Genomic DNA, 12,520 nt, shown 5'->3' on the forward strand with positions numbered 1-12,520 from the left:
ATCCCCAGAGGGAGATCGGTTACGGCGTATAGCCTTGTTTTAGGGATGTATATCCTTATGTATCCTTGCGAGTCAACTGTACAATTAACTCACAACGTTATTATATAGCAAATTTAAATTTCAATCTCACAAATTTTTTGGAAAGAATTTTCTAACAAAAAACTGTCGTAATTTCGTTCACCCTTGAGGAAATCGTTAAGTTGTTTGGGGCTAATCACAGTTTTAGTTTCTAGCTCTAACCAAGAAATTAACTTTTCTTGGTCTTCCACGACAAAAATTTTGTTGTGTTTTTGGTTGTCGATTCAAAGCGATTCTAAGGTGTTATACTGAACGACTTGCCCTTTCAAACTAGTTAAAACGTAAAGAAGATCTAAGTTGGTGTAAATCGTCTTGGCGGGTTCAAAACCGGCGATAACCACCTGGGTCCGCTTAGCGATGAACTGATCAAACATCGCTAAAATGTGGGGAATGTGTTCCGACTCCACGTATTGGTCCGAAAGACTAATCACCGTTTTTAGTAACTTGTCGTAATCAAGGTCGTAATCAAAAAGTTCAATGCCCAACTTTGCGTTAACTTTTTGAATAAAACTGACTACAAACGGCTCGTTAAGTAGCTTTTCCCGGTAATCAGGTTGCTCTTGATTCATCAGTTCGTAAAGCGGATTTTCCTTCTTAAAGTTGAAAAGATCGCAGTACTTGGTAAAGGGAGTCAAAATTACCGCGCTGGGGTTGGAAGCTTGGATTTGCTTCAAAATTTCCAAGTTGCGCGTTGTATACAAAAACTTTAACCCGTCCAGTTCTAAATTATTCCCAAAGATCTTCATCGATTCTCACGTACCTTTCTGAGTTGTTAACTAGCTCGTTTAAATAGCGATCGCCGCGCAAAATTTTCATGTCGTAAAACTGCCGGTCGCTAACGAGCATGCATCTGACGTTGCCGTGGCTAGGGATTGATTTAGCGAGCGCTTTTTCTTCGTAAGAGTACTTAGTGATGGCGTTAATGGTTTTGTAGTAAAGCGAATATTGAAGCATCACGTAACCCCGCTTAATGATTCATTTGTGAAACTTAGTGTACTCTTTGACACGATCAGGCGAATCCATGTTTAAGTCGTACATGAGAATTATTTTCATGTATCTACCCAAGTTCAACCCTTTCCACGAATTACTAAGTCCATGCACTTATCAATCGCATTGTTAATGTACTCACTTTTTCCCAGCAAAGTAATTTTGTCGGTTAATGACTCAATTAATTTTTGACGAATTTCCACGCTAAAAATGGGGCGTCACGGTTTTGGTAAACTACGCGGTCAATGATGGGCCTGAAAGGTTCCATCAAATCCGAAGCCAAAGCGTAAAAATTACTAAACGACTTGTGGTAAATTGAAATTCTCGGATCTAAACCTTTTTTAACGATGGATTTAATTACTAAACCTCGCAAAACTGCGTAACCGTAATTAAGCATTGAGTTAATGGTTGGATTTTGCTTAGCATAGTAGTCACGCGTAAAATCTTGACCAAATAACAGCGCCCAGTAAACTTTGGCGGCGTGACCTTCCCGGTTGGTAACGTCATAAGGTTTAACTTGCTCGATTGTTTTTAAGAAAAATTCGTCATCAATTGACTCAAGTTTATATTCGGTTAGTAAATGGTACTGGTTATTGATTTTGTTACGAATCACTTCCTGCCATAGTTTGCCTTTGTAAACGCTCGTCCAAGCGATTTGATTTTCCAAAACTTTCAGCGACATGTGGTTGCCGTTGACAGAAAAAACATAACTGGCTGGTTCTCGTCGACTGTTGAAAGTGATGATTAATCCGTTAGCTTGGGTAATCGCGTTAATTAACTGGACACTCAAGGTTAACTTATAGTTATCAAGCAAAAGGACATCAATGTCGTTGATGTTGATGATAATCTTTTTGGACTCACGCTTAATTAAAATGTTGTTAAGGTAAAGTTTTAAATGGTCGTCAGTGTTAACTTGAACTACTTTTCAACCCATAAGATCTTTCTGGTTTATTTTTCATTTTCGGTTTCTTGCTAATTATAAACATTCCGTCGTTTTGCGCGCTAGGATAATTTACCCAGGACTTGAAAAATCAAAGCAATTATTTAAAACGTGTTCAAAACTTTTTGACAAATGGGTAGAATACATTTCTTTTTTTGGTGTTTGATCTGATTTTAGCTGTAAAACTGACAGAACAAAAAAACAAAACCTTGCGAACAGTCGGCAAGGTTTTGAATTTAACTATCATAGCCAAAGCAAACAAATCACTTTATTTACTTTCCAATTTCTTAAGTAGGCTGCTTACCCAAAAATTCTTTGACGAGCAAGTCAATGAATTCTCCTCACCTTAATTTGGTTTGTGATTTATCTGACATGAGTTTGTAAGCCTTTTCAAGATGCTCTTTGTTAACGCTGGCAGAAATTCTCTTTTTGTTGTTTTTATCCATACTCACCTCCTTTTTCAAATATTTCTTTAATCTAATCATACGCAGTAGCGGTTAATTAAGACCAGAATGATGGAGGGCTAGGCATTTTTGCGACTAACGTTTGTAATCCGGCCATTGCTTTCTCGTAATCCTTGATTGCAATGATTGACCCGGAGATCACAAATTCGGGTTTTCGGCAATGCTTGACAATTGATTCAAGTAATTTTTTGCTAACGAGAGATGATTTTTATATTCAGTCAGTGCGAGTGTGCTTTCCTCCTCAAGTTTTTGGTAATGATCAAGACTTGCTCTCAATTATTTATTTTGCTTAGTCTCACTTTGGGTTTGCTTTCCAATTTAGCAATTTTCCGATTGATTCTATTAATCTTATTTTGATGCGAAACATTTTTGATTTCTAAAGCGGTGGCCTTTTTCTCAAAATAAGGCAGATTACGTCAATGAAATTCTCTTATTTTGTCTTTTATTCTGTGCTTCATTATTAGTTCGTGCCATATGCGTAGATAAAAGTTTAGCGCTTCCTTTGTAAGCTTAGCTTTTTGCTTGTTGGCAAAACCTAACATCTTCTTCCCTAGAGCAGTTACCGCTTCTTGCTCATTTTTAGCGTGAAAACGTGTGCGAAAATTACCGAAGATGTTTTCTTCTACGAAAACAGAATAATTTGCCCCAACTCTTCTAACCTCAATGTCAATTAAATCTTCTAACAAAGCTTGGTCAATCTCTTTTTCACTTGAGATTCCGAGTTCAACCAACTTTTTTTCAACCGATCTAGCCATGGCGTGGCGAGTGGCATTTGCTATTGCGGAAGAGACCGCGGCCGTGACAGCAACGGTGATAGATCATATAATTGCTCTTTTGAGAATTTGTTCAATAGTATTAACATTATAGGAGAGGAGGTGTAAAAATGAAAATCATTGAAAGCAAACACAGAAGCTCTAACGATCAACGTTCTAATGTCCACAATCCTAACAGCAAAGATCATAAAGACAATAGAGACAACAGATCTAATCAGAAAAATCCCAATTGGAACAAGTAGTTAGGTTCATGAAATCATAGTTCTTGAACTATTTATCTGCCAAATCTAAAAGGTCTTATTTGAACTTGAAAATAGCATTTTCTAAGATAAGAATGTAGTCAACAAAAACTAATGTGTGCGATTATCTGTGAAAGTGAAATCGTACACGATTCCTATATAGCTAAAAAACACTCGGGACTACGCGCTATAAAAGCGCTAATCTCTGAGTGTTTTTTATTTGTGGAGAATTTTGCGGTTTGATCTTTCTCTACTGTTTCCTAAAGATTATACTGCCCCAAAATTAAAATCCGCGTGGTAAATTGAAGTCTTTTGTTTAAGGATACATAAGGATTATACTGCCCCAAAATTATCCTTACTAAAACAAAAGGGCTTTTTCGTTTAAGGATACATAAGGATTATACTGCCCCAAAATACCCCCGAAGTTACGATTGAGTATAACCCAGTTTAAGGATACATAAGGATTATACTGCCCCAAAATTAAAATGAAAAAAAGCTCAATTAACGGATCGTTTAAGGATACATAAGGATTATACTGCCCAAAATACAACTTTTTATTTGACGCGATGCTGCGAGGTTTAAGGATACATAAGGATTATACTGCCCCAAAATGCCGTGGGGTAGCGTTTTAGCAGTTGCCAAGTTTAAGGATACATAAGGATTATACTGCCCCAAAATCTCGCGAAGAATTAGCATGAGTGAGAGACTGTTTAAGGATACATAAGGATTATACTGCCCCAAAATTAGAAGAAAGATTTAATAAATGATCTTTTTGTTTAAGGATACATAAGGATTATACTGCCCAAAATTGCCGAGTAAAAAACTTTGGTGACTTGGCGGTTTAAGGATACATAAGGATTATACTGCCCCAAAATCTGGTTCCATTTCGGAGTTTACATAGTTAGGTTTAAGGATACATAAGGATTATACTGCCCCAAAATCGGTTGCCTTGATTTGATTTTGATTCTGGGTTTAAGGATACATAAGGATTATACTGCCCCAAAATTAAAATCCGCGAGGTAAATTGAAGTCTTTGGTTTAAGGATACATAAGGATTATACTGCCCCAAAATGATGAAAAAATTTAATTGATTGGAACCTCAAGGTTTAAGGATACATAAGGATTATACTGCCCCAAAATGAAAAATGGTCTCCAGTCAGCGAAATAAAAGTTTAAGGATACATAAGGATTATACTGCCCCAAAATTAGGAAAAACGCCAACTGCCACTGATTTTAGTTTAAGGATACATAAGGATTATACTGCCCCAAAATTACTGAAACTCAGTCAAGAGCGGCATAATTGTTTAAGGATACATAAGGATTATACTGCCCAAAATTGTCAACACTCCTTTTTTGTTGTTTGGGGTGTTTAAGGATACATAAGGATTATACTGCCCCAAAATCGCCCGTTTAAACAGATGCGATGATGTTAGGTTTAAGGATACATAAGGATTATACTGCCCCAAAATTGTATAGATTGGGGCATGCTTGGCATTACGTTTAAGGATACATAAGGATTATACTGCCCCAAAATGCAACACGTAAATACCTTTTTTATAACGGTGTTTAAGGATACATAAGGATTATACTGCCCCAAAATCATGGTCATAATGTTTAAACATCACCAAAGGTTTAAGGATACATAAGGATTATACTGCCCCAAAATTTGCGGTATCAAGGTGTCTCCGCCACCACTGTTTAAGGATACATAAGGATTATACTGCCCCAAAATAGGTTGGCGGTGATGCCTATATTTCTATTTGTTTAAGGATACATAAGGATTATACTGCCCAAAATCTTACGCAAACGTGCCAGCAGTTCTACGTAGTTTAAGGATACATAAGGATTATACTGCCCAAAATAGGCAAATGAAGTATATGACCGCACGATGCGTTTAAGGATACATAAGGATTATACTGCCCCAAAATCAGCATTAAATGGCGTTCAAATGTTAATTGGTTTAAGGATACATAAGGATTATACTGCCCAAAATTTGAAACAATGCTGAAATTGGAGTACATAAGTTTAAGGATACATAAGGATTATACTGCCCCAAAATATAGCAGAATGCATGCATCGATGCCATGAAGTTTAAGGATACATAAGGATTATACTGCCCCAAAATACGAGCGGGATCGGCGTCTGCCATTTGTTTGTTTAAGGATACATAAGGATTATACTGCCCCAAAATATATGTCGTACGCGAGTTCTACACACGTGCGTTTAAGGATACATAAGGATTATACTGCCCCAAAATGGGACGCCACTCTTTAATTTCATAGTCAGGTTTAAGGATACATAAGGATTATACTGCCCAAAATCATTTGACAGTTGGGGTGTGGAACAAAAAAGTTTAAGGATACATAAGGATTATACTGCCCCAAAATTCAAGTTCTCCCAAACTCGTTGTCATTCGGTTTAAGGATACATAAGGATTATACTGCCCCAAAATAAAATTTTCAAAATCGCAAAAATTTTTTTCGTTTAAGGATACATAAGGATTATACTGCCCCAAAATTGATGATTTAAAAGAAACCGTTTCATTTGTGTTTAAGGATACATAAGGATTATACTGCCCCAAAATTCGGCGTCTTGTGGTCACATACTTTGAAGAGTTTAAGGATACATAAGGATTATACTGCCCCAAAATTTGACAACCTAAGCGCCAAGTCTCCAAAATGTTTAAGGATACATAAGGATTATACTGCCCCAAAATAAAATGCCGCCAAACTATTTGTCGATTGGTGTTTAAGGATACATAAGGATTATACTGCCCCAAAATTGACCAGCGGGTAGTGGTCGTATTACCATTGTTTAAGGATACATAAGGATTATACTGCCCCAAAATTGGTGCCGCAATGGATGCTAGCGGCGACCCGTTTAAGGATACATAAGGATTATACTGCCCAAAATCAAAGAAAAAAGGAGCAAAATGGCTAAAAAGTTTAAGGATACATAAGGATTATACTGCCCAAAATTCATGATTATATTGATAAATTTTACCCTTAGTTTAAGGATACATAAGGATTATACTGCCCAAAATCCACTTCTTTTCAACTAATCCGCTTACCTTGTTTAAGGATACATAAGGATTATACTGCCCCAAAATAGGACGACTTGAAAGTGCCGAACAACGCCAGTTTAAGGATACATAAGGATTATACTGCCCCAAAATCTTAGCAGCAATTGTCTTATTAATTGTTTTGTTTAAGGATACATAAGGATTATACTGCCCCAAAATATCCTTAGACTGGGGCATGTTATGACACTAGTTTAAGGATACATAAGGATTATACTGCCCCAAAATCCACCACTTTTAACTCCGTATTCCACATAAGTTTAAGGATACATAAGGATTATACTGCCCCAAAATCCCGCGTGTAAAATTCACGCACGACGTAAAGTTTAAGGATACATAAGGATTATACTGCCCCAAAATCATCTTTGGACCAATCATTAGTGGTTAGGAGTTTAAGGATACATAAGGATTATACTGCCCCAAAATAAGCGCCAATAGTTGTGATTTGTTTCAACGGTTTAAGGATACATAAGGATTATACTGCCCCAAAATCCGAGTTAGTTGATGGAAAATTTGATTCAAGTTTAAGGATACATAAGGATTATACTGCCCCAAAATACAAGTTAAAGTGTGGGACGCCGCAAAAAAGTTTAAGGATACATAAGGATTATACTGCCCCAAAATCTATCCCTTCGCCGTGAGTGCTAACCCGCGTTTAAGGATACATAAGGATTATACTGCCCAAAATCGGATTTAAGGCTAAGCCAACTGACGAGCAGTTTAAGGATACATAAGGATTATACTGCCCCAAAATCCGTATTTACCTTTGATAATTATATCATTTGTTTAAGGATACATAAGGATTATACTGCCCAAAATATAGGTTATTTTGAGACTTCAACTTTAAAAGTTTAAGGATACATAAGGATTATACTGCCCCAAAATCTGTCGCTTGCGGTTGATCATTGCTTCTATGTTTAAGGATACATAAGGATTATACTGCCCCAAAATTGCGTATGGGCTAATTCTAAGCCCTACAGTTAAGGATACATAAGGATTATACTGCCCAAAATTAAAGCACAGCCCAGGCTACCTTAAAAGTGGTTTAAGGATACATAAGGATTATACTGCCCCAAAATTCGGGGAGTCGGATTGCCGGGATAAAAAGTGTTTAAGGATACATAAGGATTATACTGCCCCAAAATCCGGGATTGATTGGGGCGTGATTTGGCACAGTTTAAGGATACATAAGGATTATACTGCCCCAAAATAGGAAGACTTGAAAGTGCCGAACAACGCCAGTTTAAGGATACATAAGGATTATACTGCCCCAAAATTGAACTAGCCGTTCAGTTGATGAAAAAAGCGTTTAAGGATACATAAGGATTATACTGCCCCAAAATCATACTCCTTATTTATATGTTCTGCAACTTGTTTAAGGATACATAAGGATTATACTGCCCCAAAATCTAAACAGCGTTTATTTTACCGCTGTCGCTGTTTAAGGATACATAAGGATTATACTGCCCAAAATGACCTTGATCCGGTCTTGGCACTGCTAAGCGTTTAAGGATACATAAGGATTATACTGCCCCAAAATAGATGGGTTGCGAAAGGTCAACGACTGATGGTTTAAGGATACATAAGGATTATACTGCCCCAAAATTTACATTGGGGACTATGCCCCACTGGCATTGTTTAAGGATACATAAGGATTATACTGCCCCAAAATAAAGGGGGATATGTATTACGAGATGGAAAAGTTTAAGGATACATAAGGATTATACTGCCCCAAAATCGTTCCACGTCTAATTCATTAACTGTGTTAGTTTAAGGATACATAAGGATTATACTGCCCCAAAATTCGCCGGCTACTCTACTAAAAAACAAAATTGTTTAAGGATACATAAGGATTATACTGCCCCAAAATTGGCGTGTTCTTCAACTTCCCTTCTCATAAGTTTAAGGATACATAAGGATTATACTGCCCAAAATCGAACTAGTCGTTCAGTTGATGAAAAATGGTTTAAGGATACATAAGGATTATACTGCCCCAAAATACGAAAGGAAAAAAAATGAGTATTAATCAAGTTTAAGGATACATAAGGATTATACTGCCCCAAAATTGACCGTTAGGTTGCCCCTTTTTTATATTGTTTAAGGATACATAAGGATTATACTGCCCCAAAATGACAGCAACTGGTATAGTACGAGACATCAAGTTTAAGGATACATAAGGATTATACTGCCCCAAAATATTAGTGGTTGCACCCATTCTCGCTGACAAGTTTAAGGATACATAAGGATTATACTGCCCCAAAATTGAAGCGTTCCCCAGGCTATCTCAAAAGCGGTTTAAGGATACATAAGGATTATACTGCCCAAAATTATGACTTATCATCGTCGGAAATAAAACTAGTTTAAGGATACATAAGGATTATACTGCCCCAAAATCATATCGGGGTCTATCTTAACTGCTTTTTGTTTAAGGATACATAAGGATTATACTGCCCCAAAATTCGCCGGCTACTCTACTAAAAAACAAAATTGTTTAAGGATACATAAGGATTATACTGCCCAAAATGGGTTTATGCAAGGGATTAATTTAGTAAAAGTTTAAGGATACATAAGGATTATACTGCCCCAAAATCCAAATCAATCATTGTTTGTTAATTTCGGGTTTAAGGATACATAAGGATTATACTGCCCCAAAATTGACTCCTCCACTTAATGTCATACTTAATAGTTTAAGGATACATAAGGATTATACTGCCCCAAAATTCAAACGGCTCGGCCACAGGCTGACCATAGGTTTAAGGATACATAAGGATTATACTGCCCCAAAATTATTTGGCGTCTTCTGTATCTCAAATAGTTAGTTTAAGGATACATAAGGATTATACTGCCCAAAATCGCAAAGCGATAATTGCTGGTACTTTGGCTGTTTAAGGATACATAAGGATTATACTGCCCCAAAATCTGAGGGACCTGATAAGAAGTTTTGGGCGTGTTTAAGGATACATAAGGATTATACTGCCCCAAAATTGACTTTATTATTAAAAAGAAAGGATAAAAGTTTAAGGATACATAAGGATTATACTGCCCCAAAATATTTCAAAGTTTCAATATTGGGCGACAGCCGTTTAAGGATACATAAGGATTATACTGCCCCAAAATGTCAAATTTAAAAATTTTTTAATTTTTTTACACCAAGAGTTTTAATGGTCGGAAAATGTGTTTAATTTTTTGACGTTACCTAGATAATCTAGATTCACCATTTTGCAATTTACAAGTTTAGTGTTTAAGGTTCAAAAATCTCGCATTTCTTTTCCTTTAGAATCCAGGTTAGGCTTTCCATCCAATCTCTTAAGTTCTAATTTATTAGCTCGGGGAACACAACCACATATTCTGTAGATATTATCATCTTTGTCAACGATAATATCTCCTTTGTGTATGACAAAATACTCTGTATCGCTATTTATGCCTCTTCCCTTGATTTTTTTTCAGTATTCTTCTTTCAATTGATAAGAACCGTCGTTTTTGTATTTAGCGACCAACGCATTGATTGGCACTAACTGGTATTTGCCTTCATCATCACGATATAAATGAATTTCGGTTCACTTCATTGATTCGTAAAAAGAAGTAGAATCGGTTTCTCCGCTGCTCTTGCGCAAAACGATATCATCTAACTGCTTTTCTTCTCTTACAATCTTGATTGAGCTAACTTTCTAGTAATTTGCTGTCCCTTTTTGTTTTCAAAGATAACTGGCACTCTGCCTTGTGCGTCAGCCAATTTTACAAAAGGATTGCTGTCTCCGCCATTTAAGAAAATTGTTCTCAATGCTAAAAATGTTTTCGGATCATGGATTTTCATTGGAACTGTGTATTTATAATCATCTGAAAAGACTTTTTTTAGATCATCAACCTTAGTGGTTGGATCAGCAAGATTAATTTTAACCACTTTGTGAATCTTGCCATCCACCTTTTTGCTACCATAAAGAGTTTCGTTAAACAGTTGTATGTTATTTTTCTTATTAACATGTAAGAAAAACGAACTTTTTCCATGTTTGCATTCAGATCTTCACGAATTTCATTTGGTTTCATAACACGATTGTGTTCATCAAAAATTTTGCCAACTTTTTCACTTGTACCTTGTTTAACTCCATCTAGCACATCTTGAACACTTGCGGCAGGATTGCTGACAATTTTTTCAATAAGTTTACCAAGTCCTGGGTTTCTCAAGGCTAAATGAGTTACTAGGACAGCGTCTTCGGCATGGTGACCATTCCACTGACGAATTTTGATGCCGTTTTCATCAAGCGATCCGTCTTTTTCGGCCCAATCTGGTCTTTTCAGCGGATACCTTTTAGTGTCAACAATTTTGCGCAAATAACTGGTGCCTTTCCGTTAATAGTTTTAACTTTTGCTTGGTGGAAGGGATGATTCTCTTCAACTGTTTTAGCAAATTCTTTTAGAATTGCAAGCACTTCTTTGGCAACGTAACGCGTATCCACCAGATTACGCTGAATGAAACGATGATTGTTGTTTGGATCAGAATAATCAACTTCTGACGTTATAAGTTCATATTTAGATGGCTGCCCGCCTGGTCTTTTTTCAGTTTTAGCAAAACGACCTTCCTTGCCGTATCAAATTGCTCACTGTTTTTTTCATGCGAGCAAACTCTTCTGATGACAAATATTGAAAGGGAGTTAGTTGACCTTTGCGAGAATTATGAATTTTTTTGGTCAAAACTTTGTTATGACGCGAATCATCAAAGACTGCGAATAAGGAATAATGTGATCAATGTCTGTGTAACCAAAGTCTTTAACTACTCTGTCAAGGTCAAGCAATTCACCATCATAAGCATCACGACCATGTTGTTGAACATAAAGTCAAACTTTTTGAAGCGCTTTGCCTTCTACTCGCGATGATCACCCCTCTTTTTCAGCTCGGTCCTTAATTTGTTCAACAAGTTCACGAATCTGTTCGTTACGTTGTGCCAAATATTTTTGGATATTTTTGATCGATTCCTTGGCCTGTTTGCCATTATGTTCACGAGCCATTTCAATTACGACATTTTGAACTTGATATTCTTTGTGCTGTTTGATAATTGTATTAAGCAAATTAATAGTCTGTCGAATTGAACGTTTAACTGTGGGAGAAGCAACCAATTCATCCATCCATTTTTAGGTAGGTAAACGAGATTGTCGCCCGCCTGTAAGCGACTTTTCTTTTGGAATAGATCGTTTTCCTCGGCGATTTCCATTTGATTTTTACTAGTTTGCAATAACTCTGGCAGCATCATGCGCATAGCCTTGTAAGAAAGACTGTGATTTTCGCTGAAGCGAGCTCCTTTAACTTGGGATAGTTCCTCAATAATTTCTCTATTCAAGATAGGTGAATTGATCTCACTTAATTCAACTCGGCGATCCTCGACGCTTTTAAACTCGGAAAATACGTCCACTATATTGTCAACTATTTCTAATTTAAACTGATGCCCATCAAACAAATCGTCTAATTTCAACTCGCGATCAAATTTTTTCAAAACATTGTTCACAAGATGGAAAGAAGTCAATGGGGTAACAAGCGGTTTTCATTCCCCGTGTTTGCCCTCAACTCGAAAACCTTTAAAGTCTTGTTCTTCCATGTTGTAAGTCGCCATTAAATAAGCGATTATTTTGTTGGTGTTAGCTTTTGTTTTTAGGGCAATTTCTAAACACTTAATTTTGTCTTGAAGCGATAAATGAGTGCGATCAGATTTGTTATCGGGATTGCCCATTCAAACGTTATTAAGATCGTTTAGTAAATTGAACACTTCAGCCGTAAGACTATTTTTAGGTGCTCTGTTTTGATCGGGCAAATAGGTGCACTTACCAATCGTTCTTGCTCACATGTTTGGGTGAGATTCAAGTTTTCCGGTTTCTTTGTCAATGTAGTAACGACTGTAAGGTGAATTAACTGGTAATTCTTTAGACCAACATTTCGTAACCTTCTTTTGGTCCCGGACCAACCTCAAAAAC

Annotated in this window: 12 protein-coding genes and 1 CRISPR repeat array; all 12 genes read right to left on the bottom strand. The window is 36.7% G+C overall.

Translation table 4 applies throughout. From position 1 onward, the window contains the following. Positions 1 to 113: 113 nt before the first annotated feature. A complete protein-coding gene (locus CSH31_RS01670) occupies positions 114 to 761 on the bottom strand; it encodes a hypothetical protein (protein WP_128008609.1) in 648 nt (215 codons plus the stop codon). A gap of 43 nt (positions 762 to 804) precedes the next feature. Continuing rightward, the gene (gene cas2, locus CSH31_RS01675; protein ID WP_127942746.1) at positions 805 to 1,131 is read right to left on the bottom strand and encodes a CRISPR-associated endonuclease Cas2; all 327 of its coding nucleotides are present in this window, start codon (positions 1,129 to 1,131) and stop codon (positions 805 to 807) included. Next, positions 1,122 to 1,268, bottom strand: coding sequence for a hypothetical protein (locus CSH31_RS04350; protein ID WP_161565655.1), 147 nt, complete (start codon positions 1,266 to 1,268; stop codon positions 1,122 to 1,124). Before CSH31_RS04350 ends, cas2 begins: the two co-directional genes overlap by 10 nt. After that, the gene (gene cas1 / locus CSH31_RS01680) at positions 1,247 to 1,999 is read right to left on the bottom strand and encodes a type II CRISPR-associated endonuclease Cas1 (protein ID WP_128008610.1); all 753 of its coding nucleotides are present in this window, start codon (positions 1,997 to 1,999) and stop codon (positions 1,247 to 1,249) included. Before cas1 ends, CSH31_RS04350 begins: the two co-directional genes overlap by 22 nt. A gap of 293 nt (positions 2,000 to 2,292) precedes the next feature. Continuing rightward, positions 2,293 to 2,451 carry a hypothetical protein gene (locus CSH31_RS04355; protein WP_161565526.1) on the bottom strand — a complete coding sequence of 53 codons (159 nt, stop codon included), beginning with the start codon at positions 2,449 to 2,451 and terminating at the stop codon, positions 2,293 to 2,295. A 209-nt stretch (positions 2,452 to 2,660) separates the two neighbouring features. Continuing rightward, the gene (locus CSH31_RS01685) at positions 2,661 to 3,200 is read right to left on the bottom strand and encodes a hypothetical protein (RefSeq protein WP_128008611.1); all 540 of its coding nucleotides are present in this window, start codon (positions 3,198 to 3,200) and stop codon (positions 2,661 to 2,663) included. A gap of 529 nt (positions 3,201 to 3,729) precedes the next feature. Next, positions 3,730 to 9,677: a CRISPR direct-repeat array (repeat unit 36 nt; unit sequence GTTTAAGGATACATAAGGATTATACTGCCCCAAAAT). Positions 9,678 to 9,718: 41 nt separating this feature from the next. Further along, on the bottom strand, positions 9,719 to 10,174 hold the full coding sequence (locus CSH31_RS01690) for a hypothetical protein (RefSeq protein ID WP_128008612.1): 456 nt from the start codon (positions 10,172 to 10,174) through the stop codon (positions 9,719 to 9,721). A gap of 29 nt (positions 10,175 to 10,203) precedes the next feature. After that, complete coding sequence (locus tag CSH31_RS01695; protein WP_128008613.1) at positions 10,204 to 10,461, bottom strand: hypothetical protein; 258 nt, start codon at positions 10,459 to 10,461, stop codon at positions 10,204 to 10,206. Beyond that, positions 10,413 to 10,742, bottom strand: a complete 330-nt coding sequence (locus CSH31_RS01700; RefSeq protein ID WP_128008614.1) for a hypothetical protein — start codon at positions 10,740 to 10,742, stop codon at positions 10,413 to 10,415. The genes CSH31_RS01695 and CSH31_RS01700 overlap by 49 nt, the downstream gene beginning before the upstream one ends. Before the next feature lie 14 nt (positions 10,743 to 10,756). Continuing rightward, positions 10,757 to 11,179: a hypothetical protein gene (locus CSH31_RS01705; RefSeq protein ID WP_128008615.1), complete on the bottom strand. Its 423-nt coding sequence runs from the start codon at positions 11,177 to 11,179 to the stop codon at positions 10,757 to 10,759. Between the two features lie 30 nt (positions 11,180 to 11,209). Beyond that, a complete protein-coding gene (gene cas9 / locus CSH31_RS01715) occupies positions 11,210 to 11,680 on the bottom strand; it encodes a type II CRISPR RNA-guided endonuclease Cas9 (protein ID WP_128008616.1) in 471 nt (156 codons plus the stop codon). Next, positions 11,569 to 12,510: a type II CRISPR RNA-guided endonuclease Cas9 gene (gene cas9 / locus CSH31_RS01720; RefSeq protein WP_128008617.1), complete on the bottom strand. Its 942-nt coding sequence runs from the start codon at positions 12,508 to 12,510 to the stop codon at positions 11,569 to 11,571. The genes cas9 (CSH31_RS01715) and cas9 (CSH31_RS01720) overlap by 112 nt, the downstream gene beginning before the upstream one ends. Between the last annotated feature and the right edge of the window lie 10 nt (positions 12,511 to 12,520).

The organism is Mycoplasma sp. ATU-Cv-508 (genome assembly GCF_004011945.1).
Classification (GTDB): Bacteria; Bacillota_I; Bacilli_A; order Mycoplasmatales; family Metamycoplasmataceae; genus RYZV01.